Here is a 23,182-nt window from a genome sequence, read left to right on the forward strand (position 1 = left end):
ATCTCTAATTCAGATCGGCCTTATTTTTCTCTTTAACCTTCTGGGAGTAAAGCCATGCACAAAATACCCGTTACCGTTATTACTGGCTTTCTCGGAGCCGGGAAAACTACCCTCCTTCGCAATTTATTGCAAAATAATCAAGGACGCAGAATCGCCGTTCTCGTCAATGAATTTGGTGAAGTGGGCATTGATGGCGACTTATTGCGGTCTTGCCAAATCTGCGATGAAGACGAGACCCCCGAAGCCAACATTGTCGAACTGACTAACGGCTGTCTCTGTTGCACCGTCCAAGAAGAATTTTATCCCACCATGCAGGAACTTCTCAAACGTCGGGAGAATATTGATTGTATCCTCGTGGAAACCTCCGGTCTTGCCTTGCCCAAACCCCTCGTACAAGCCTTTCGCTGGCATGAAATCCGCAATGGTGCAACCGTAGATGGCGTGATTACCGTGGTAGATTGTCAGGCATTAGCTGCAGGAACGTTAGTCGGAGATTTAGAGGCTTTAGAGGCACAGCGACAAGCCGATCCCAATCTCGAACACGAAACCCCTATCGAAGAGTTATTTGAGGATCAATTGGCTTGTGCGGATTTGGTGTTATTGACGAAAACCGATCTCGTTGATGCCACCACCTTAGCGAAAGTGCAGAACTGGCTGCGGGATGAAATTCCTGAAGGAGTCAAAATTGTACCTTGTCGGGATGGCGAAATTGCTGCCGAAGTCTTATTAGGGTTTAATGCCGCAGTAGAAGACGATCTGGAAAATCGTCACAGCCACCATGACCATGAAGAAGAACACGACCACGACGACGAGATTAACTCCGTTCAGGTGATTTGCGATCGCGCCTTCGACCCCAAAACACTCACAGAAACCCTACAAACATTAGTACAAGAACAAGAAATCTATCGTATCAAAGGCTTCGTCAATGTTCCCAAGAAACCCATGCGAATGGTCTTGCAAGGGGTAGGAACTCGTTTTGATTCCTTCTACGATCGCCCTTGGTCAACAGAAGAAACCCGTCAAACCCGCCTCGTTTTCATCGGTCGCCAACTCAACCAAGCTGTTATCAACGAAAAATTAGCGATCGATAATTAACCAAGAAAAGGAAAAAATTGTCAGATTCAGTGAGTTTTATTTTCTATCTATCGATAGACTTTTTGCTGTAAGATTCATGTATATGTCAACAAATAATTCGGTTTTAATGGGAAGCAGCCATTAGACGCAAGGGGGAAAGTTTGGTGAAAATCCAACGCTGTCCCGCAACTGTAATGAGATTAATAACGATCGTCAATCGAAATTTTGCCATTTTAGCGACGATTTTGTTAGGCATTGGCTTTGGTAACGGTTGGATATTAGGAGGCGATCGCACGATTCGAGAGGGTGAAATTGCGTCTCAGCCCGTGCGAATGTTGTTAAGATGAGTCGGTAATTCACCTTTACTTTTCGTGAACTGGAGTGCAGAAGTCACAGCAGACAATAGTAAAAGCGAACTCATTGCTACCCCTCCTGCGATGATTGAAAATCAAGTCGCAAAAGTTGAGCAAATTGTTTTATTTCACCTGCATTTTTGCAGTAGGATTACTGACAGGATTCTGGAAACGGAATCGCAAAACCAAGCCGATTCTCCTCAATCTCAGCCAAGGAAATTTCTCTTGATTGGAGAATGGGCAGCTATTAATTGCTTGTTCGGTTTCACGTATAAACGTTCTTAAAAAAAGAGGCTAAAGTATAAGTAACCGCAAACATCGAAGAGTTACCTATTTTAACAATGAACGATTTATCCTCGCAAACTCCAGAGTTTTTCAATAGCTCTACCCAAGACAGAAACATACTTTGGCAATACGTCCAAGGATTAGACCAGGAACAGGCTTCTCGTCTCTCCCAACCAACTCAAGAAGCCGTACAAATCATGGAACGTAACATCATTGGCTTGTTGGGAGGATTGCCGAGCGAGCATTTTGATGTCAGTATTAATACGAACCGAGAACAATTAGGGCGCTTGTTGGCTTCGGCAATGGTTAGCGGCTATTTTCTCCACAATGCCGAACAGCGCATGGGTTTTGAAAAGCAGCTAATCAACGAATAACGAGTTACCCAGCAACAAATAACCAATAACCAACAACAAATAATAATATGTCATTACTCGGATTATTTGGCAAAAAAGCAGAAATGCCTTCAAGGGAAGACGCATTACCGGGGCGATCGCAATCCATGGCGGTTCCCGATAAACATTTTGTGAATGGCAATCCCCTTAAATCTCCTTTCCCAGAAGGTTTAGAAACTGCGATGTTTGGGTTGGGTTGTTTCTGGGGTGCAGAACGCAAATTTTGGCAGCAAGACGGGGTTTTTACAACAGCCGTGGGTTATGCGGCGGGTTATACCCCCAATCCTACTTATCACGAAGTTTGTTCGGGAAGGACGGGACACAATGAAGTTGTTTATGTAGTCTTCGATCCTCAAGTTATTAGTTACGAACAAATCCTCAAAGTCTTTTGGGAAAGCCACGATCCTACTCAAGGAATGCGCCAAGGGAATGATGCAGGTACCCAATATCGTTCTGGTGTTTACACGTATTCCGAAGAACAGAAAAAACTGGCAGAAGCCTCTCGCAAAATGTATCAAGAGGCTTTAAATAAAGCTGGGTATGGAGAGATTACCACAGAAATTATCGGCGCACCAGAATTCTACTACGCAGAGGATTATCACCAACAATATTTGGCTAAAAATCCCGGTGGTTATTGCGGTTTAGGCGGAACGTCGGTTGCTTGTCCGATCGGAAAAGCTTCCCTTCCTTCCTAAACGAGTTTTCTCGCTATTTTTTAACTGTAGGGTGTCGTTAGCGAGCGCGTAACGCACCCTTAACTTTTGCATGAGAGAGGTGCATTAGTTTCATTTTTAAATCGGCATTTTACGACTCATGTTAGATCGAATTTATGATAACATCAATCCATCTAGAGAAGAGTTGAGAGAGTTTGCTTATAATCCTGACTATTATATTGAACAAGATTGGGAAATCTGTATCGTTGACTTTGAGCATCGAAATCTCTATCTAGAATTCGCTTTAGATGAAAATTGTCCAAATCAAGAACTATTTTTAAATCTCTTGTATATTTTGGCCGGTTCTTTGGTTTACGATATCATTTCATCACAGATGACTTATGATTTTGCTACGGATAAGATTGTTTATCTAGAACCGATCGCAAAAAAAGGAGAGCCAATTCCAAAAACTGTTCAAGATAAAATTTTGACGATGCTCAGCGAGTTAAAAAGAGTAGATAATGATACAGTTCAAAATCTTTGTCAAGCGATAGAAACTAAAATCATTGAGGCAGATCGTTTTGATTATAATTTCTGGTTTAATGATGGGTGGCGATCGCACGCAAAACAATAAATCCTAAAAAACATCTTCATGCAATTAAACAAAAGAGAATGATGCGATCGCTCAATTTTTAATTGTTGTTAGAAAAGCGATCGCTTTACTCTTTCCTCAACTCGCTTGAGCTTTGATCGTGCCTTTTTCAGTTTGCATGGGGAGAATATCGAGGATATCAGTCTGGGCGCAATATTCAATATCTGCGAGCAAATTCAGCCCCAATAATCGTTTCCCATGACTCGCTTGGCAGAATAAATCCACTAATCGATCTTGCCAGCGATCGTAAAGAGCGATCGCACCCAATACTTCATCATTGCCGACAATCTCTGCATTCTCTTCATAAAATGGTAGAGCGATCGCCCCGGCACAAACCGTATCTTCGAGGGAATAATCGCCTTGCCATCCCGATCCTACTAGCCACACGGTTTCCGGCTGCTGTTGGCGTAAATATTCCACCGCCGCACGACGGTTTACCTGTGCGGCAGTGAGAACGATGGGAGAATTTTCAATCCTCTGTAATGCTCGTGTTCCGTTAGTTGTAGTGAGAAATAAACGCTTATCTTGAACTGTTTCTGGAGTACAAAAAAGAGGAGAATTGCCCATGTCGCATCCTTCGACTTGTTTTCCTCCCCTTTCTCCTGCTCGCAGGCGCTTTTCTGCCGGCCATTCGTCACTGGCAGCCATTAACCTATTAATATCGCTGAAGGCTTGCACGGCTTCAGCCCCAGCATTTAAAGCGGTCGCAATGGTTGTCGTTGCTCGCAGCACGTCGATCGCGATCGCGCAGTCGGGCAGGGAATCCGTGGGGGTTAATTCTGGGGTATGGTAAACAAAAAACTGCACGTCAATCCTTCATCTCTGCTGAAAATTTCACCATCTATCTTACAGGGGAGAGGCAAAATTTACACAGAATGATGTTCGCGATCGTGAGATTTTGGGAAATAATTGTTGTATCCGTCGCGATGGGATTTTGAGAACGATTAAATTTTGAGAACGATTAATCTATTTTAGACTGACAAAGGCATCATAATCATTAGGGTTAACCCGATCAATTTATAGTAGGGATGAGTAAGTTCCGATGCCCAAAATCCCACCGGCTAAACTGTTGTTGTTGAAAATAAATTAACTTTCATCCCCGAATCTCATCTACAATTTTAAATTGTATAATTTGGCACTCCTCGATCTTTTACCCTCTCAGCAATGAAATTTGCAATCCCTCGCCCCCAAATTCCCCCTTGTGCTTGGCAGCGACCCATCGGCCTCGGCTGGGATCGTCCTTACACTGCCCGCAACAACGATGATGGGGTATGGCACGGAATGCCTCTCGGCGGTTTGGGGGCAGGGTGTATCGGGCGATCGCACAACGGGAATTTTAATCTCTGGCACCTCGACGGGGGCGAACATATTTTTCATCATTTGCCAGCCTGTCAATTTAGCATTTACGAACAGATAGAAGGGGAAACCCCCAAAGTTTATGCCCTATCGACCCACCCCCCCCGAGATGGCAGCCTCTCCCGATGGGCGTGGTATCCCGAGGGAGGCGGCACTTATCACGCCCTTTACCCTCGCAGTTGGTTTAAGTACGAGGGAATTTTTGAGAGTGAGATTATTTGCGAGCAGTTTTCTCCGGTTTGGGCGGACTGCTATCAAGAATCTAGCTATCCCGTGGCAATTTTTGACTGGACGGTACACAATCCCACCGATCGCCCTCTCACTCTGAGTATTATGCTAACTTGGCAAAATATCGTGGGATGGTTTGCCAATGCCAATAAAACACCAGTCGGAGGCGATCGCCCTCTCTCCGAATATCAATCTAAATGGCGAGAAAGTACGGGAAATTTTAATCAGTGGATACAAGATCATCATCGCATTGGTTGTTTGTTTAACCGCGTGCGTCTCTACGATGAATTGCAAGAAGGAGAAGGACAAATAGCGATCGCGAGTATTATTAATCCCGCGATCGAAGGCTTTTATACGGCACGCTGGAACCCCGAAGGAGATGGGGGAGAGGTGTGGGACTATTTCGCGATGGATGGCAGTTTACCAGACCTACAAAATGAAACTCCCGCATCCCCCGGAGAGCAAATTGCCGCGGCCATGGCTTCTCGCTTCACTATTCGTCCCGGAAAAACTCGCAAAATCCCTTTTATCCTTGCTTGGGATTTCCCCGTGACCGAATTTGCCGAAAATATCACCTATTTTCGCCGTCACAGCGATTTTTTTGGCAGGACAGGGAAAAATGCTTGGACGGTGGTTCGCACTGCCCTCAAACATGGGGATATTTGGAAAGAGAAGATCGAAACATGGCAAAAACCCACTCTCGATCGCGCAGATATTCCCAACTGGTTTAAAATGGCACTCTTTAATGAGCTCTATTTATTAACCGATGGCGGGACTTTGTGGACGGCAGCCACAGAAACAGATCCTGTAGGACAATTTGCCATTTGGGAGAGCTTGGATTCTCGTTTTTATGAGGGTTTGTGGCAACGTTTGTATGGTTCTTTTGCCACATTAAAGCTCTTTCCCCGTTTGGAAAAAGCAGTATTAGAAGCCTTTGCGAGAGCTATTCCCGTTGAAGATGGAGAAGGGGAAACTATTCGTAAAATTGCAGGGGAAATGCCTCGAGACTTGGGCGCATCCCATGAACATCCTTGGGTTAAAACCAACTCTAATCGCAGCTTTAATCCCAATTTAGCCTCTATTTTTGTTTTACAAGTCTATCGAGATTATCTTTTAACCGGGGCGACGGATACCGAATTTCTCTGGGAGTGTTGGTCGGCGATCGCGTTTACTTTTGCCTATGAGAAAAAACAGGATCGGGAAACAAACAGAAAATTATGGCGGCTGGGATTAGAAGCTGCGATCGCGATCGGCATAATTCTCCTTGAAAATCCCTCCGCTAATCCTCATTTGCAAACGCCGCACTATCCTGAAGATATGGAAAATCTGCTCGGGACTTATCAATCTTGGTTCGAGGCAATACCTGTTTTAGCAGGAGATGATTCTGAGGTCATTTGCGAGTCTTTGTACGGTCAATTATTGGGATTGTCAAATGCTGGCGATCGCGTTCATTTCCCAACTTCATTAAAAACACTTTCCGAAAATTATTTCCTCTCATTTCGCGAGAGAAAATCCGATCCGGGTAATGAAGAAAATTCCCTTGTACCAGAAATTAATGTGGGGATCGGCTTTGCTTTGGCAACAACTTTATTAGGAACGGGTATGAAAGAAGAAGCCATGCAGATTGCAGAAATACTCGTGCAGCAAATCTACGATCGCGGTCTGCAATTTCGGACTCCTGAGATTTTAAACCCGACAGGAACATTTCAGGGGAGTCATTCTCTTTCTGGAATGACAATTTGGGCAATGTACGAAATTTTAATTAAAATAAAAACATAGATCGGTAAGTGCTATTAACGACCAGATAACACACTACAGTCTTTCAACAATTTTTCCCGATCGAATTATAAATTTTCATGAAGATTTTTCTATTTTTATCGGTTGTATGCTTTTCGACCTTTGCCGCAGCGAGACTGGTTCTTGCTGATTCAATTATACCAGAAATTGAGGCGATTTCGCCCGATTTAGAAATTATTGAGCCTAACACCATTCCACTTAAAGAAAACCCGATTATCAAACAATGGCGCAATGTTAACCTCTTGCGGGCTTTAACCGGTCATAAAGCGGCAATTATGTCTTTAGCATTCAGTTCAGATGGTCAAATTTTAGCCAGTGGCGGCAGCGAGAATGATGGTAGTATTTATCTTTGGAATCCCAATTCCGGACGCAGAATCAGACGAAATCGCATTCAAAATGGGCGGGTCACGGCGATCGCGATCGCGGCAGACGGAGAAATTATTGCTAGCAGTAGCGATGTCGCCGGCGTGTCATTATGGGAATGGCAAAATCGGAGAAGAAGACAAAACGAACGCTGGATTTTAGGACACGAACACAATATTCTTGCCCTCACCGTGACACCGGATAGTCAAGTGTTAATTAGTGGTGGCTTGGATGGTATTCGCCTCTGGAATGTACGGGCGAGGAAGCCTCTTTATACCTTAATTCGTTTTGAGTTAGTAACGGCTTTAGCGATGCACTCTAATGGCTATATTTTAGCCAGTGGTACCCAAGAGGGAATTCTAAGATTCTGGAATTTAAGAACTGGGGAAGTTTTAAGCGAAATTGAGGCTCACGAAGACACAATTAATAGTTTAGCTTTTACTCCCGATGGTCAAACTCTCATTTCTGGCAGCAGCGATCGCACGATTAAACTCTGGCGATCGGCGACGGGTCAATTACTCAATACTTTAGAAGATGGAGGAAATATTAATGCGATCGCCGTGCATCCGAGTGGGGTTTTATTTGCCAGTGGGAGTCGGCAAGGAATGCGACTCTGGGATATTGAAACAGGAGAAATGATTAATACTTTTGTTGGCTATTCAGACTGGATTGAAACCTTAGCATTTAGTCCGGATGGTCGGATGCTCGCCAGTGGAGGATTTGATAAAGAGGTTAAACTTTGGCAGCCAATCTTACCAGAGTTTCTCGATGAAAATTGATGAAATTCCGCTCTTTTTTAATCATCTTAGTACTAACTATGAAAAACTCAGATCAAAGACATCCTCGAGAAAAATTAGATACAATCGTCATCGAACAAATCAAAAAAGGGAAAGACGATCGTAATATCGTTGAATTAGCTCGTCTTCGTATTCGCTATCATAACTTTCCGGGAGCTAGACAACTACAAAAGGAACTCGATCGCATCTTACACGATTGGGGTTTAACCGAAGAAGAATTATTTGCCCGCTCTCGAGAGATTCACAGTCAAGGCAATATCTATCGACGCACTCGCAATGGCGAAGAAGAACAAGATTGGAGCTAAACAGAGCCATGAACAGCGAGCAATTATCTACACCAGAGTTTATCTTATTTGCTCAACATGGTTGGGCGGATACCGATCGCAAAATTCAATCTTTAGCTCGATCTCTCGCCCCTTCAGAATGGGTAATTGCGCCGAATTTGGGCTGGTTTAAAACATGGTGGAGAATTGAACCTCTCATTCAAACTGTTGAAAAGATTGCGATCGCTACCCGACAGAATTATCCCGATACACCTTGGCGCATTATCGGTCATTCTATGGGTGGGCTAATTTGGGTAGAATTGCTGCACCGTCATCCCGAATGGCGAGCGACGGTTCATTCTTTAATTTTACTGGCTTCTCCTATTGGTGGCTCTGATTTAGGACGCTTATTTGATGCGTCTTTTATGGGACTGGGAATTGCTCGAGATTTAAGCAAAAATCGTCGCAAAATGGTCGCAGAAATCGCAACAGAAATTCCCACTTTTGCGATCGCAGGAGATATTGATGGCGGCAGCGATGGGACAATTGTTACGGGAACAACGCAATGCGATCGCGTACAATTTATTACGATTCCTGTCGCTCATCCCGAACTTAAAAATCATCCCAGTTTAGTCCCTCTCATTCAAACATTTTGGTCAAATCCCAGCATCACTTCTCCTCCAGAATCGACCCTTGAAGTTGAGTTAATCGGGAAATTAAGACAAATTCCGGGAGTGTTTGACGCTCATCCGCGAGATTTTTACCGCGCCCGAGTGACGGTTAATTTACCAGAAGGAATGACCCTACGAACTTGGAAAAATCCTCTCAATCAACTGCACCATATTTTTTTAGGCGATCGCGACAATCAATGTATTTATAGCGCCTTTATCACTTGGCAAAAATATGCCGAGTTTCAGCAAAAACTCGCCCAAATTCTGGAGCAATACTCATAAAATTTCTGAGAATAAAGTATAGAGGTAATAAAAGTTTGCGTTCCTTTAAATGGCGCGATCTTTCTAAACTAAACAATTACAAATTCTAGAGTGAGGAAAAAAAGGAGTATTGGCACAGCCAATACTCCTTTTTCTAATTCTTAGCTTCTAATTTAGCCAAACGAGATTTCAGGTCTCGATTTTCCTTTTTGAGCTTTTCAAATTCCTCTCGTAATTGTTTGACAGCCTTATCCGATCCCAAATTTTTCTGGACTTTTTTAACGGCTTCCTCCGCCATGCGACGGACGCGACCATCGGGCGTTTGGCCGGCTAAAGTGTTGAGGATCGCGATCGCCGCCGATGTTTGCATTTGTCCCAAAGCATTCGTAACCGCAACTTGAGTGAGAAAGAAAGTTTCTCCCGATAGCGCTTCTAATTGTTCCGCGATCGCTTCGATGCGATCGGGAGTCTGACCGACAGAAACAGCACCGAGGGCGCGGATAGCTGCCAAACGCAAGGCTTGTGGCGTTCCGAGTTTGGTGTATTCGGCAATAATTTCCGCCGCTTCTGGGGATGTTTTCATCTGGCTCAACCCCGCGATCGCCCCCGATCGCACGACTTCATTCCAACCCGATCGCTCTTGTAACACTTGTTGGTATAAAGCCAAAACTGGCTCTTGTTTCTCCTTCAATATTCCGGCAACCATACTCCCCAACTTCCGCAACGCAGCCGCTTCTGTGTAATAACTGGCATCGCCACGGGCTGCAATTTGTTCGATCGCCCGATAGCTTTCTTCGGTTTTAAATTGGCTTAAAGCCTCAATAACTGCGCGGCGAACTCGAGGATCGCGATCGCTCAAACCCGATCGCAATGCTTCTTCTCCTTGGCTTAATTTGACTTTTGCGAGTTGTTTGGCAACTTCGACGCGAACTCCCCAAAAACCATCTGATTTCAAGGCTTTTTCTAAGATTTTAACAACCTCTAAACTGCCTTTTTTCGCCAAAGCTGTTGCTGCATAAATTCGTGAAATCGGATCGGCATCATATTGTAATTGTGCCTTGAGTTCTGCAATAGGATATTCGAGAACAACAGTTTTGAGAAAATAATTTCCGACATCAAAACTAAAAAACTGAGGTTTTTTTGCTAAAGGAAAATAGAATGTTTGTTCGAGTAAATTAACTCGCACGGTCATAGTTTGTTGCGAAACCTTTTCTTGTGCATCGACATAACCAAAAGCAATGGGGATTTTCAGATCGAATAATTTGCGATCGCTACCGGTAGAGTCATTTTTAGTTTGGGTTTGTTTAACTGTAACTTTGGCTAAGTTATTTTCCCGATCCCAACTATAAGATACTTTAAAATCGGGATGCCCACCGCGAAAAACATAAGCATCAAATAAAAAGGCTAAATTTCGTCCCGTTGCCTTTTCGATAGCTCGCAGCAAGTCGATTGTTTCTACAGTATTATGGGCATTATCACGAATAAAAGTGTGCACGGCGCGATCGAAAAGTTCGTCCCCCAAAATCCCGCGAATCATGTGATAAACGCAGGCACCTTTTTCATATAAATGGCGATCGTATAACTCAATTGCTTCTCGATAAATATTGGTCACAATAGGGCGGCGATAGCGGGATTTATCTTCGCTTAAATAACTTCTCGCTTCTTTTAATAAATAATAAGCTCCTTCTTCGCTGCCGTATTCATGTTCGACCCATTGAACCTCTGAATAAGAAGCTGCACCTTCTTTAATCCACGCATGAGACCAATGTTTAATCACTACCAAATCGCCAAACCATTGATGCGCGAGTTCGTGAACGACTAAACTTTCCGTGCGAGCATTATCTAAAGCGGCTCGTTCGTCTAATAAACAGCGATCGGTTAATAAGGTCGTGGATGTGTTTTCCATGCCACCAAAAATAAAGTCAGCGACGCAAACTTGTGCGTATTTCGGAAAAGGATAAGTATAACCATATTTCTGAGAGAGAAACTCCATCATTTTTGGCGTTTTTCCCATACTGCGATCGCCATCTTCTTCCCGACCTTTTTCCATATAATACAAGACGGGAATGCCATTCCATTCAGCTTTGATTTCGGCAAAATCTCCCACAGCAAGGGTAATTAAATAGGAGGGATGAATGTGTTTTTGCTGCCAGTGATAAATGCTTTCTTCGCCAACATTTTCGGTGGCGACAAGCTCCCCATTAGAAATTGCCATTAAAGGTTGAGGGACGCGAACGCGAATTTCTGAGGAGGCCAGTTGTCCGGGATAGTCAAAACAAGGAAACCAGAAGCGAGAATCTTCATCTTCTCCTTGGGTCCAAACTTGCGGAGATTTATCTTCGGGAATAATAAAATAAAGACCGCGTTGCGGCTCTTCCAAACGGTAAGCGATCGCTAGTTTTATGACGGCTTCCCCTGTTGGTTCAACTAATTCAATATTGAGTCGTTCGCCATCATAATCAAAGGTTTGAGCAATTTCTCCAATTTTAACCGATTCGATTTTCATATCCATCGCATCGAGGGTTAAAGAACGAATTCCTCGATGAACGGGTTTTAAGGTTATCGTACAAATACCCTTAACACATTTTTGAGATATGTCAACCGCCAAATCGAGGAAAATATGTTCGACTCGTCCGGGGCGATCGGGATTATAGTGAGGCTTTGCTCCGGGTAGTTCAAAAGATTTGCGATCGTTTTCTTCAGAATCGAAATAAAAATATTGCATTCTTAACAAAATCAAAAAACAGTGTACATGAGGCTTGCTGCCCGGTTAACTCTATAGAGTAGCGCGGATCGCCTCCAAGAGGTAACTCTTGCGATCGCTTCGATTTGGAGATATTCAAGATTTGCGATCGCGTCTATGCTCTGGCCAAATTATCCTCTCAAGAACGTGCATGTTTACGTTCACAAAAATTGAATCCCGTATATATACTCTTGCTTGTTTTTGTAGAAAATCGTTAAAATCAAGTAGTTTTACAGCCAAAATGTCAGCGAAATAGCTCAGTATTTTTCTCGAAGGAAACAATTGAGCCATAATTAAGGGAAGCGAGTCACAAAATGGCTGTCACTATGAAATAAGAGTTCTTTGTTTAACCGAATTGAATCTAGAGCAAATAACAGGCAAGACATCAATACCCAACAGTCGAGACGGCTTGGTTTATTGACGATCGTGGCATCTATTGGGAGAAAAACATGACGACGATTTTAATAATTGACGATCAAAAAGCAATCCGCGCTAAGATTGTGGCGATTCTCCGATTAGAACAATATGAAATCCTGAATGCAGAACATGGAGAAGCCGGCATCGAATTGGCAACTCGAAAGTGTCCCGATCTGATTCTGTGCGATGTGATGATGCCCGGACTAAATGGTTATGAAGTGTTGGATCGGTTGCGAAGGAATCCCAAAACAGCAACTATTCCTTTTATTTTTATGACCGCACTAACTGATAAAGAAAGCAATCGTAAAGGAATGGAACTCGGGGCGGATGATTATCTCGCAAAGCCTTTTACAGCCGACGAATTATTGAGAGCAATCAAAACGCGTTTAAAAAGACAAGAAGTGTTTGCTCGCTTGGCCCGACAAGAATTAGATGAATTGCGAGAAAATATTCGCAGCGCCCTTCCTCACGAATTGCGAACTCCTCTCAATAGTATTCTCGGATTTTCCGATCTTTTGCTCTGTGACTTGGAAGAATTGGAGCAAGCCGATATTCGCGAAATGCTCGAACAGATTTATCATTCCGGCCAGCGTTTGTATCGAACTATTCAGAATTTTCTCCTTTATGCAGAATTGGAATTGGCGTTGCGCGATCGCTCTGCTTTCCTCCAAGATTGTTCGGCCACCTTAGTCGAAGGTACGATCTCAGATCGGGCGAAAGTACAAACCCTCAAACTCGGCCGCCTACCAGATTTGGAGTTAGATTTACAGGATGGTGCGATCGAAATTTCCTTGGAACTGCTGGCTAAACTGATCGAAGAATTGATCGATAATGCCGTTAAATTTTCTGCCCCCGGTACTCCTGTTATCGTTTCTACAACCATTCACAGCGATCGCTTTATTTTATCGGTACGAGACAACGGCCGGGGCATGACCCCAGAACAGATTGACAAAATTGGCGCATATTTGCAATTCGAGCGCAAAATGTACGAACAGCAAGGCTCGGGTTTGGGCTTAACCATTGCTCAGCGTATTGCTCGATTGCATGGCGGACAATTAAGTATTGAAAGCGTTCCCCATCATTACACAATCGTGCGAGTTTCTTTTCCTCTTGCCCGCGAAAGTTAATTTTCTTCTAGAAGAGGTGCTGTAAGAGATTCGGTTTCTTCTTCCTCTAGAGGTTCGGGTAGGGAAGGAATTCCCGGTATATCTGCAGGGAAAGAAGAGGGTAAATCCTCGTCAGTCGCGCGCGTTTTGGGTAAAGTCGCTAAAGCAACGCGATCGCCTCCCACTTCCCGCAGAATGTCCAAAACCTGTACGAAGTCGTCATAGCGAGTTTCTTTAGAAACAGATAGCACCATTAAGCCTTCAGGTTTAGTGAGGATATAATTCTCAACTGCTTGATAAAGTTGTCCTTTGGTTGCCATCGGCTGCTGTTCCACATAAATTTGACCGAACTCATCCAAGCTAATTAACAGAATTTCTCGTCTTTGTGTCGTTCCTGTTGTCGCTTTCGGCAAATCCAAACTAATGGCTTGTTGGCGCGAGACATCGACAGCCGCCAGAATAAAAAAGGTCAAAATACAGAAGATAACATCAATGAGAGGAACGATCTCGATACGAACTTCCTGCATAAAACGCTCGTCTTGCCAGAGTTTCAGAGGACGAACTCGAACGGGAGCGGGACTGGGACGTTTTTTGGCCATGTTAGTTATGGGTGATTAGTTATTGGTTATTGGTTATTGGTTGTTCGGAATCCAAAAAGCAATAACCCTTTGACTTATTTCAATTGCGCTACTCTCTGCGGGAACGCAAGCGAGCCATAAATAACCTTATTCAATAAACTTTTTCGGTGTTGCTTCAATGGTATAAGGAGGCGTTTCCACATCTAACCACCTTTGGCGATAAAGAACTTCCAGATCGCTGCCTGCTTTACGAAACACGCGAATCTGACCGAATAAAAAGGCTTGAAAAAGGCGGTAAAATGCCAAACTCACGATCGCGACCACCAATCCCGCCGCCGTGGAAATTAGAGATTCGCCAATCCCGAGGGTAACTCCCGCCGTTGCCGCCGTTCCCAAATCGCTGATGCGAATTTCCCCCAAGGAATTAATCAACCCCAAGACCGTTCCCAATAATCCCAACAAAGGTGCGAGCGCAATGACAGCTTCAAGAATTTTGTCACCCCGCCGCATCAAAGCCAATTCATCATCGGCGGCGGCTTCCATCGCTAAATGAAAAACATCGGGTTCGGGATTCATTAATTGTAAAGGGGTGTAGAGAAAACGCCCCATGGGATGATCGCGATAATCTTTGGCAATTTCCACCGCCGCATCCCAGTTTCGATAGGCCGCTTCCATAACACTGGAAAGAATTTGACGTTCTTGCAGGAGAACACGACCCCAAAACCAGAGACGGTCAAAAATTGCCCCCATCGCTAAAATCGAGAGAAATAAGAGCGGCCAGATGGCGACTCCACCTTTATCGATAATGTCTTCAAAGGTCACGGTTGTTCTTTCCTCCTAGCCACGCATTCAGTATAATCTTTAATCTTCTCGCATTTCTTGCGCGGTGATGCCCATTGCTGTCCCGTCCGCATATTTCTCATAATCTCGCAAATAGAGGCGATCGGGATTGGCGATCGCTTGAACGCTTTCTCGTTCTGCCATTTTCCGCCGCCAGCCCTCGATTTGAGGACAAGTTGAAGGAAATTGCAACCCGCGATATTCTTGGAGAACAATCCACCGCTCGAACCACGGATAAAAAGTGATATCTACTAAAGAGAATTCTCCGAGCCAATAATTGTCATTGTTTCTCAGTTTTCCGATTCCTTCTCGTTCCATAAACTGCAAGCAGTCTTTGAGTTCATCTTTCCAGTGCTGTTGTTTGGCGGGATTCTGTGCCAACAATAACTTGTAAAATGCCGGAATTAAGCGCGTATTGGCAAAATCGATCCACAGTCTCGCGATCGCTTTTCTCCCCGGTTTCTGAGGCAAGAGAGGCGGATCGGGAAAGGTCTCCTCAAGATATTCATTAATAATGGCTGACTCCCAAACGCGATCGCTTCCATAAAGGAGAACGGGAACTTTTAGATAAGGGGAGATTTGCGCGAAATTAGCGGGTTTATTAGCCAGATCAATTTCTTTGAGGGTGAATTCGATTCCTTTTTCCAATAAGGTCAAGCGGGTACGATGGGCAAAGGGGCAAACCTTAGCGCTATACAGTTCTAATACAGTCATGGAAATACGCAAATTTTGTTAAACTAGAACTACAAACCAATTGTAGAATAACCAGCGATCGCCTAATATTCAATCGAACGCATCCCCATGAGATTTATTAGTCCTAAGACTGATTTTGCCTTTAAGAAAATCTTTGGCTCGAACGAGAGTAAAGATATCTTGATTAGTTTCCTCAATGCTTTGGTTTATGAAGGGCGATCTCATATCCAAGATTTAGATATTCTCGATCCCTATGCCGGCGGTAGTAATGTTGATTTAAAAGATAGCTATTTGGATGTTAAAGCCATTCTTGTCGATGGAACGACGGTAATTATTGAAATGCAGGTTTTAAATGTAGCAGCTTTTGAAAAGCGAATTGTTTATAATTTGGCGAAAACCTATACCAACCAATTAGAATCCGGTCAAGGTTACTCTTATCTTAAACCTGTTATTGCTTTAACATTAACTGATTTTAAGTTGTTTAATAATACTGAAAAAGTGATTACGCGGTTCAGTTTTCAAGAAGATGAAATAGGCTTTCCTTATCGCGATCGCGATTTGGCTATGATTTTTGTCGAGTTACCCAAATTCAAGAAGAAACTAGAAGAACTCCAAAACCTAACCGAAAAATGGATATTTTTTATGAAGGAAGCGCCTTCTTTAAAACTTATCCCTCCTGTACTCGGTGAAATCCCCGAAGTTGAGAAAGCACTTAATATTGCCAACCAAGCCAATTTAAGCGTTAAAGAATTAGAGAGAATTGACAAACAAGTCATGTTTGTTGAAGATCAACGGGGTTCTATTATTCTCGCTCGACAAGAAGGACTTGCAGCAGGACGCAGAGAAGGACAATTAAAAGTGATTTTTCGGATTCTCAGACGGTTAGGCTCTCTCTCAAGCGAACTTGAGGATGAGATCGCACAACGCCCTCTCTTGGACTTAGATAAATTGATAGAAGCCAGTTTGGATTTTTCAAGTTTAGAAGACTTATCAAATTGGCTGAAAAATCGAAATTAATTGCCTGGCGATCGCTAAAAATGATAAACTATTAAACTAACATAACTGCGGATTCTTATGATTTCAGTTAATCGCGATCGCACTCTTTTTGAAATTGGCAAAAAAGCACTCTTTCTTATTTTTATTTCCTTTTTCAGTTGGGGAAATAGCGCGGCGATCGCTCAAGTAGACATTAATTTACCTTTATCCGAACCCCCACAGCCACCGCCGCCTCAATTTATTTTTCCTGAAGCAGAAACGGTCACAATTAAAGCTGTTGGAGATACAATTCTCGGCACGAATTTTCCCAGCAACCAACTTCCTGCTAATCCTGCTAGTTTATTTAATAACGTACAATCTCTCTTGATGGGATCGGATTTCCTCTTTGGGAATTTTGAAAGTACGATTACTACCTATCCTAATAGTGCCAAAGTTCCGGTATCCGGGCGAGTTTATGCCTTTCGCAGTCCTCCCAGTCATGCGAGAATTTTACAAGAGGCAGGATTTCACGTTCTCAGTATTGCAAATAATCATTCCCATGATTTCACACAGCAAGGTTTCCGCGATACAATTCGCTACATTCAAGCCGAAGGAATGAAAGCTGTTGGTGCGAAAGGGCAAATTGTTTATACAGAAGCGAATGGGATTAAAGTCGCTTGGATTGGGTTTAGTTATTTAGGCTATCATAATTCCTTAAACAATCTCGGACAAGCTGCTGAATTAGTGAAACAAGCCGATATAAATGCCGATGTTATTATTATTTCCGTTCATGCTGGAGCAGAAGGAAGCAATGCGCTTCATGTCAGAAATCAAACGGAAACATTTTATAATGAAAATCGGGGTAATATGGTACAGTTTTCCCGTGCGATGATTAATAATGGTGCAGATTTAATTTTAGGTCACGGTCCCCACGTACCGAGGGCAATCGAACTTTATCAAGGACGGCTGGTTGCTTATTCTTTGGGTAATTTTATCGGCTATCGCACCTTAAGTTCGAGTGGAGAAAAGGGCTATTCTTTAATTCTAGAAGTGCAATTGGATAAAGACGGAAAATTTGTGCAGGGAAATATCATTCCCCTGCGTTTAAATGGAGAAGCCGTTCCTTTTCCAGACCCAGAAAAACGCACGATCGCATTGATGCAACGCTTAACTCAAAGCGATTTCCCTAATACCCCGATCGCGATTGATGCTGAGGGGAATATTCTCTTGAAATAGCGATCGCAATTTAGAGAACTTGTCGAAAAAACTTGATTTTTCTCAAAAGAACTGTTAAAAGAATCGAGAACAAGAGCCAATTCAAACATAAAATAGAACTCATTAAAGCGATATTTTCGCTTAAGTTGTAGTTAAATAGAGACATTGCGATCGCATTTACTCCTATACCCAAAAAATTAGGTAAGAACTTATGAAAACAGTAGATTCCCAAAGAACAACTCGATAGTAAGCGAACAATAGAGATCGGTTTTAAAGGGAGCAATATAAATAAATAAACCAATGCTGTCGAGCCAAATACTAGAGAAGGTCGAGCATAAAGAGGCATAATGCCATCAATGAAAAGATCGGGACGATAGAAATATTTCCACTCGAAAATAACACAAACGATAAAGGCGATCGCTAAGGGAATAACAACTCGATTTATTTCTTTTTGGATACTATATCTTTGCTGCTGAGAAAGATAAGAGACTCTTTGGCAAATGAGATCGGCAGAAAAAATATACGGCAGAAAATTAAGCGGATTATCATAAGCAGTCCAAATATATTGGTAACGAAAGAGGCTAATTGTAGAGATAGCGATTAAGTAAAAACAAGCTAAAATGAACCCAATATTTTCATAGAAAAGCCATCGTTTTACAGGAATTTTAAATTTCTCTTCCATCGCGACACTCAGATCGGCTAAAAAACTAATAAACAAGAGAGAAAAGAAAAAATAGAATAAACCTTTCCCTCCCGTGATAATTGTCCCTAGGATATGAGGAAATGTCCCGAAGCGATCGTAAAAATTGAGATCGCCAATGACAATTTTGGCAAGCATAAATAAGCACGTCCAGAAAAGATAAAGACGTAAAATTTTTGGCAATCTTTTTTTAAAAAAATAATTCTCTGTTTGCCTTCTTTTAACATAGAATAAATAAAGAGAAACTTGAAAAAATATCGGCACCGCGAGCAAGCCAATACTGGTATAATAAAAAAGAAGAACTTGAGAAATAGTCTTGTTAATTGCTAAGATTCTCAAACCATCGCTATGAGCAATAACAACCATTAAACAACCGATCGCTCGCAAGTAATCAAAGCCGATAATATTAGTTGTGGGTTGTTGATTTGTTCCTTCGTGTCCTCCCTTGGTAAGCGGAGAATTAAAAGAGTTTTGGTTTTTGGTTTTTGGTTTTTGAATATCGCTCATAAATAGGAGAAGCAACAACTCATATTTTTTGCATTTCTGCAACAGATTTTGGCACATCAGAAGTTAAGACTTCACAGCCATTCTCTGTGACTAAAACATCATCCTCAATCCGAATGCCAATTCCTCGCCAGCGATCGGGAATTTCTGGCTGTTCTTCTGCGGGTTTAATATGAGGAGAAATATAAATTCCGGGTTCAACAGTGAGAATATGTCCGGGTTGAAGTATCACCGATTGCTCTTCTCCATGTTGATAAATTCCCGCATCGTGAACGTCTAAACCCAACCAATGTCCCGTGCGGTGCATATAAAAAGGCTTGTATTTTTCTTCTTCAATAATCTGCTCAAAATCTCCTTTTAATAATCCTAAATCGAGCAATCCTCCGACTAAAACACAAACTGCTGTATCGTGAATCGTTTTATAATCATTCCCGGGTTTAACTTGTGAAATTGCTTGCAGTTGTGCTTCCAAGACCAATTCATAAATAATTTGTTGTTCTTTATTAAAAGGCGTACCAACAGCAAATGTGCGCGTAATATCGCTGTTATAATAATGATAAGAACAACCGGCATCTATTAAGAGTAAATCGCTGTTTTGAACCTGACGATTGTTGTCAATATAATGCAAAATACAAGCATTTTCCCCGGAAGCCACAATGGAAGGATAAGCAATATCCATGCCATAAGAGCCAAAAGTATGTTCAATTTCCGCTTGAATTTGATATTCATAAACTCCTGGCTTCGCAAATTCTCGAGCGCGATTGTGAGCTTCTGAAGCAACTTTTGCGGCTTGGCGAACAAGTTCGATCTCGGTGGCACTTTTAATTTGGCGCAAAGGATGCAGAGTTGGATTGCTATCTTCGATCGCAATGGGACCTTTGCCTCGTTTGGGATATTGTCGAATGAAACTTTTCCAATGTCGAATTATCTTGTTATTAAAAGCTTCATCTCGTCCTAAATGATAATAAATGCGATCGGCATTTTTGAGATATTCCGGGAGTTTTTCGTTGAGTTCGTTAATCGGAAAAACCTCATCTGCACCATATTCTGCTTTGGCTTTTTCCACGCCCACGCGGTACCCCGTCCAAGTTTCTTTTTCCAGATCTTTGGGCTGGACGAAAAGAACAAATCGATGTTTTTCGTGATGCGGGGCTAAGACAACCACTGCTCCCGGTTCGTCAAATCCAGTTAAATAGAAAAAATCGCTTTCTTGGCGAAAAGGATATTCGACATCGTGGTGCATGACGGATAGGGGCGCACTGCCAAAAATAGCGGTGCCATTGCCGATCTTGTCCATGAAGCGATCGCGCCTGCGACGATATTCTGCTGCGTCTATGGTCATTTTGGTTGCAAAAGGGCATCAATCTCAATTAAGCATCTTTTATTGTATGCGTTCTTTGCGATCGCGCCCAAATCTCACCGCGATCGAGAATTCTGTCTTAGAATAGTAAAGAATTGTAAACATTTCCTCACCAAGGACGATTGGCAATGACAACTTCCGAAGCCCCCAAATCCGAAGCTCCCAAATCCGAAGCCCCTCAAACCCCCGAACCCACCGTCACCCCGGATTTAATCGAACCCAAATTCGGCTTCAATGACTATGCAGAGCGCTTAAACGGTCGTGCAGCCATGATCGGTTTTTTTCTCGCCATTCTCATTGAAGTGCTGACAGGTCAAGGTTTATTAGCTTGGTTGGGCTTACAGTAAAGCGATCGCAATATTATTTAATATTTTTCAGTAAGGGCGTTGTCAGTAGCGTCCTTTTATTCAATTTCTTCTTTTTCATCCAGCGATCGCGTTTTACCATAAGGGATCGGAATAGAGATTGAGTATTAACTCTTTTTCTCCGGCAGGGATAGCGCTGATGCAGGCACAGATTGCCGTACCATCTGCCAACTCGACTTCACAAGCGTGACAAGATCCCATCAAGCATCCTGTCGGAATAGTAATTCCCGCTCGATCCGCCACCTCGAGTATGGGTTCTCCCACTTCGGCTTGTATCGTTACATTATCGGGTAAGAATTGTACGCAAACGCTCATTGTTTTTTTCCGGAGGATATAATCTTAATTTAACATTTCTTTCGGTCTCTTCTCGGCATACAAATTCTCTCTCGATAAGGAAATATAGCGAGAAAACCGTCCCGATCTTCGAGTTTTCTACACCTCATTCATTCCACGAGAGCCAAGCTTCTAATCTTTAGCGAGAAATTTAGAAATTCATCCCGATCTCGCTAAGAAAATCCGTATCAGGTAATAGCACCTGACACGGATGTTAGATTATGTTCAACAACACTACCTTACTGCTCATTTTGAGCTTTGTCGCTATTTTTCCTTTGCAAAAAGCGAATGCGATCGATACCCATTCGATCGCGGCGACGCAAAATACCGTTGAGTTTTCTACCTCGAATGGTACGGCAAATGCAGAACCCCAATGCGATCGCGGTAGCGGGCGATTCACTTGCTATAAAACGGAAATTCAACAATTCAACAAGGAGCGGGGAAGTGGACGGATTGAAACCGATGAACAAACCTATAAAAAAGGCCTGCATCACTAATATCAGTTCATAACTCCAATCATCAGGGACACGAGCAAGTGTCCCTTCTTTATATCGTGAAAAACCCATAAAGTAAATATTATCTTTATTGGCTTATTGTTATACTCGATCGCTATTTTTGGCGGAATAATTTTTGACGCACGCGAGAACTCAGCATCTCTAATTCAGTTAATTTTAGCAGCATTGCCAACAAGAAAAATACGACTAAAGCAATCAATGTGCATAATCCCAGTTGACCTAAAAGCAAGAAAAAATTTCCCGATCCGAGCCATTGATTCCAAAGATAACTCGTTCCTAGGCTCGCAAATCCAGATACTAGACTACATCCGATTAATCCCAGTAAAATCCCACTCCATTCCCATAAAGGTAAGCCATGCAAACGATGATTTAAAATCCCCAAAAAGATAGCCATTGAAATAATATTAACACCAATTGTTGCCATAACCAATCCGGGAGTTTTAAAAGCATTAACGAGGAAGTAATCGAGAACGACATTGACAAAAATATTGATAATGCTAATCCGAAACGGAGTTTCTCCATCTCCGAGAGCATAAAAAACTCGAACGAGAACATCTCTGGCTAAATAGAAAAACATCCCAAAGCCATAAGCCATAAGCACAGGAGCAACTAACCTCGACGCATCTTCATCAAAAGCAAGACGCTTATAAATGACATCAACAATTGTTCCTGAAACAGACAGAAAAATCGCAGTTAAAGGTAACATTGTTAAGGCTGATAAAATCAATCCTTGACGAATACGAGTTTTCAATTCCGGCCAATTTTCCGGAGCAGAAAGGCGAGAAAATACTGGCAAAAAAGGAACGAGAATCATATTAGAAATAATTCCCAAAGGCGTGAGAACGATAAAGTTCCCATAGCGCATTGCTGCGGCTGCTCCTTCAATACTAGAGGCAAAGAAAAGGTCAGTATACACATTAATATGCAGCATTCCCGAAGAAAATGTTGCCGGAGCCATTACCTTTATCACATCTCTGACCCCGGAATTTTGCCAATTAAAGCGCAAGCGAAATGTTCCCATTCCCGATCGCATTTGAGCAAAAAGTTGCGCCAACCATTGCAAAACTCCTCCAACCAATGTTCCCCCGGCAAGCACAATCCCTCCGATTTGAACGTATTCTGGGGCGCTAATTTGCTCGCCGATCCGCCAAACTAACAAGCCAATTCCTGAAATTACCGCAACGCTGGAAAAAAGAGGGCTAATACCGGGCAACCAATATTGATCGGCAGCATTTAAAGTTCCAAACCCAATGCCAATTAATCCGGCTAAAATGGCTAATGGTGCCATAATTTGCAATTGGAGAATGGCGAGATCGCGAGTGGTTTCATTCAACCCCGGAGCGAGAAGATCGATAAAAACATTGGCGAAAACAATTAATACGATCGCGACACCAATTAATAACAGACTAACAAGAGTACTAACGGTTTCGACAATAGGGGCAGCTTGAGATTTTTCTCGTTTGGAAAGAACGCTGACTAAGGCACTATGAAAGGGTCCGTTAATGCCTCCGAGGAGAATGAGGAGAAAACCCGGTATAACATAGGCGTAAGCGTAAGCATTCACCACGGGACCGACCCCAAAAGCTGCCGCGATCGCCTGTTCGCGAAAGAGTCCGAAAATTTTACTAATTAAGGTCGCAAGGGCAACAATACCCGCAATGCCAGCTAGAGAACGCGATTTTTTCACAATGAA

24 protein-coding genes are annotated in these 23,182 nt (G+C 42.8%); 15 read left to right on the top strand and 9 right to left on the bottom strand.

All coding sequences use genetic code 11. The annotated features are described in order from the left end of the window. Positions 1-54 precede the first annotated feature (54 nt). The 6 genes from cobW to AC6RV6_RS12550 all read left to right on the top strand — a co-directional run bounded on the left by cobW (position 55) and on the right by AC6RV6_RS12550 (position 3,391). A complete protein-coding gene (gene cobW / locus AC6RV6_RS12525) occupies positions 55-1,095 on the top strand; it encodes a cobalamin biosynthesis protein CobW (protein ID WP_500241182.1) in 1,041 nt (346 codons plus the stop codon). Positions 1,096-1,268: 173 nt separating this feature from the next. After that, positions 1,269-1,421 (top strand): hypothetical protein, encoded by a 153-nt coding sequence (locus tag AC6RV6_RS12530; protein WP_500241183.1) that lies wholly within the window; start codon positions 1,269-1,271, stop codon positions 1,419-1,421. Between the two features lie 24 nt (positions 1,422-1,445). Then, a complete protein-coding gene (locus AC6RV6_RS12535) occupies positions 1,446-1,712 on the top strand; it encodes a hypothetical protein (protein ID WP_500241184.1) in 267 nt (88 codons plus the stop codon). A 56-nt stretch (positions 1,713-1,768) separates the two neighbouring features. Then, positions 1,769-2,086 carry a DUF760 domain-containing protein gene (locus tag AC6RV6_RS12540; RefSeq protein WP_500241185.1) on the top strand — a complete coding sequence of 106 codons (318 nt, stop codon included), beginning with the start codon at positions 1,769-1,771 and terminating at the stop codon, positions 2,084-2,086. Between the two features lie 47 nt (positions 2,087-2,133). After that, complete coding sequence (gene msrA, locus AC6RV6_RS12545; RefSeq protein WP_500241186.1) at positions 2,134-2,799, top strand: peptide-methionine (S)-S-oxide reductase MsrA; 666 nt, start codon at positions 2,134-2,136, stop codon at positions 2,797-2,799. A gap of 118 nt (positions 2,800-2,917) precedes the next feature. After that, the gene (locus AC6RV6_RS12550; protein ID WP_500241187.1) at positions 2,918-3,391 is read left to right on the top strand and encodes a hypothetical protein; all 474 of its coding nucleotides are present in this window, start codon (positions 2,918-2,920) and stop codon (positions 3,389-3,391) included. Positions 3,392-3,487: 96 nt separating this feature from the next. Here the strand turns inward: AC6RV6_RS12550 and AC6RV6_RS12555 are convergent, their stop codons facing one another. Continuing rightward, entirely contained in the window at positions 3,488-4,216 is a 729-nt protein-coding gene (locus tag AC6RV6_RS12555) for a 2-phosphosulfolactate phosphatase family protein (RefSeq protein ID WP_500241188.1), read from the bottom strand. Positions 4,217-4,573: 357 nt separating this feature from the next. Here AC6RV6_RS12555 and AC6RV6_RS12560 point away from each other — a divergent pair, with 357 nt between their 5' ends. The 4 genes from AC6RV6_RS12560 to AC6RV6_RS12575 all read left to right on the top strand — a co-directional run bounded on the left by AC6RV6_RS12560 (position 4,574) and on the right by AC6RV6_RS12575 (position 9,166). Beyond that, positions 4,574-6,772, top strand: coding sequence for a GH116 family glycosyl-hydrolase (locus AC6RV6_RS12560; protein ID WP_500241189.1), 2,199 nt, complete (start codon positions 4,574-4,576; stop codon positions 6,770-6,772). A 77-nt stretch (positions 6,773-6,849) separates the two neighbouring features. After that, a complete protein-coding gene (locus AC6RV6_RS12565; protein ID WP_500241190.1) occupies positions 6,850-7,932 on the top strand; it encodes a WD40 repeat domain-containing protein in 1,083 nt (360 codons plus the stop codon). Positions 7,933-7,970: 38 nt separating this feature from the next. After that, positions 7,971-8,255 carry a DUF3288 family protein gene (locus AC6RV6_RS12570; RefSeq protein ID WP_500241191.1) on the top strand — a complete coding sequence of 95 codons (285 nt, stop codon included), beginning with the start codon at positions 7,971-7,973 and terminating at the stop codon, positions 8,253-8,255. A gap of 8 nt (positions 8,256-8,263) precedes the next feature. Further along, positions 8,264-9,166 (top strand): esterase/lipase family protein, encoded by a 903-nt coding sequence (locus AC6RV6_RS12575; protein WP_500241192.1) that lies wholly within the window; start codon positions 8,264-8,266, stop codon positions 9,164-9,166. Between the two features lie 133 nt (positions 9,167-9,299). On the opposite strand, the gene AC6RV6_RS12580 is transcribed toward AC6RV6_RS12575, so the two are convergent. Further along, the gene (locus AC6RV6_RS12580; protein WP_500241193.1) at positions 9,300-11,870 is read right to left on the bottom strand and encodes a M1 family aminopeptidase; all 2,571 of its coding nucleotides are present in this window, start codon (positions 11,868-11,870) and stop codon (positions 9,300-9,302) included. Positions 11,871-12,337: 467 nt separating this feature from the next. On the opposite strand from AC6RV6_RS12580, the gene AC6RV6_RS12585 reads away from it, so the two are divergent. Beyond that, positions 12,338-13,432, top strand: coding sequence for a hybrid sensor histidine kinase/response regulator (locus AC6RV6_RS12585; RefSeq protein WP_500241194.1), 1,095 nt, complete (start codon positions 12,338-12,340; stop codon positions 13,430-13,432). Here AC6RV6_RS12585 and AC6RV6_RS12590 read toward each other — a convergent pair. From AC6RV6_RS12590 to AC6RV6_RS12600, 3 genes are all read right to left on the bottom strand, one after another. Beyond that, complete coding sequence (locus tag AC6RV6_RS12590; protein ID WP_500241195.1) at positions 13,429-14,010, bottom strand: ExbD/TolR family protein; 582 nt, start codon at positions 14,008-14,010, stop codon at positions 13,429-13,431. The genes AC6RV6_RS12585 and AC6RV6_RS12590 overlap by 4 nt on opposite strands. A 126-nt stretch (positions 14,011-14,136) precedes the next feature. After that, entirely contained in the window at positions 14,137-14,811 is a 675-nt protein-coding gene (locus AC6RV6_RS12595; RefSeq protein WP_500241196.1) for a MotA/TolQ/ExbB proton channel family protein, read from the bottom strand. Between the two features lie 39 nt (positions 14,812-14,850). Continuing rightward, the gene (locus AC6RV6_RS12600; protein ID WP_500241197.1) at positions 14,851-15,543 is read right to left on the bottom strand and encodes a glutathione S-transferase family protein; all 693 of its coding nucleotides are present in this window, start codon (positions 15,541-15,543) and stop codon (positions 14,851-14,853) included. 87 nt (positions 15,544-15,630) lie between these two features. Between AC6RV6_RS12600 and AC6RV6_RS12605 the strand changes: the two genes are divergently transcribed. Both AC6RV6_RS12605 and AC6RV6_RS12610 read left to right on the top strand, forming a co-directional pair. Continuing rightward, positions 15,631-16,539, top strand: coding sequence for an Rpn family recombination-promoting nuclease/putative transposase (locus tag AC6RV6_RS12605; protein WP_500241198.1), 909 nt, complete (start codon positions 15,631-15,633; stop codon positions 16,537-16,539). 57 nt (positions 16,540-16,596) lie between these two features. Then, the gene (locus AC6RV6_RS12610) at positions 16,597-17,733 is read left to right on the top strand and encodes a CapA family protein (RefSeq protein ID WP_500241199.1); all 1,137 of its coding nucleotides are present in this window, start codon (positions 16,597-16,599) and stop codon (positions 17,731-17,733) included. A 10-nt stretch (positions 17,734-17,743) separates the two neighbouring features. Here AC6RV6_RS12610 and AC6RV6_RS12615 read toward each other — a convergent pair whose 3' ends face one another. Next, entirely contained in the window at positions 17,744-18,919 is a 1,176-nt protein-coding gene (locus AC6RV6_RS12615; protein ID WP_500241200.1) for an acyltransferase family protein, read from the bottom strand. A gap of 19 nt (positions 18,920-18,938) precedes the next feature. Then, positions 18,939-20,258, bottom strand: a complete 1,320-nt coding sequence (locus AC6RV6_RS12620) for an aminopeptidase P N-terminal domain-containing protein (RefSeq protein WP_500241201.1) — start codon at positions 20,256-20,258, stop codon at positions 18,939-18,941. Positions 20,259-20,404: 146 nt separating this feature from the next. Between AC6RV6_RS12620 and AC6RV6_RS12625 the strand changes: the two genes are divergently transcribed. Further along, complete coding sequence (locus tag AC6RV6_RS12625) at positions 20,405-20,623, top strand: CAB/ELIP/HLIP family chlorophyll-binding protein (RefSeq protein ID WP_500241202.1); 219 nt, start codon at positions 20,405-20,407, stop codon at positions 20,621-20,623. A gap of 93 nt (positions 20,624-20,716) precedes the next feature. On the opposite strand, the gene AC6RV6_RS12630 is transcribed toward AC6RV6_RS12625, so the two are convergent. After that, positions 20,717-20,956 (bottom strand): 2Fe-2S iron-sulfur cluster-binding protein, encoded by a 240-nt coding sequence (locus AC6RV6_RS12630; protein WP_500241203.1) that lies wholly within the window; start codon positions 20,954-20,956, stop codon positions 20,717-20,719. A gap of 239 nt (positions 20,957-21,195) precedes the next feature. Between AC6RV6_RS12630 and AC6RV6_RS12635 the strand changes: the two genes are divergently transcribed. Continuing rightward, positions 21,196-21,471 (top strand): hypothetical protein, encoded by a 276-nt coding sequence (locus tag AC6RV6_RS12635; protein WP_500241204.1) that lies wholly within the window; start codon positions 21,196-21,198, stop codon positions 21,469-21,471. Between the two features lie 112 nt (positions 21,472-21,583). On the opposite strand, the gene murJ is transcribed toward AC6RV6_RS12635, so the two are convergent. After that, on the bottom strand, positions 21,584-23,176 hold the full coding sequence (murJ, locus tag AC6RV6_RS12640; RefSeq protein ID WP_500241205.1) for a murein biosynthesis integral membrane protein MurJ: 1,593 nt from the start codon (positions 23,174-23,176) through the stop codon (positions 21,584-21,586). Between the last annotated feature and the right edge of the window lie 6 nt (positions 23,177-23,182).

It is taken from the genome of Spirulina sp. LEGE 11439, from assembly GCF_059821285.1.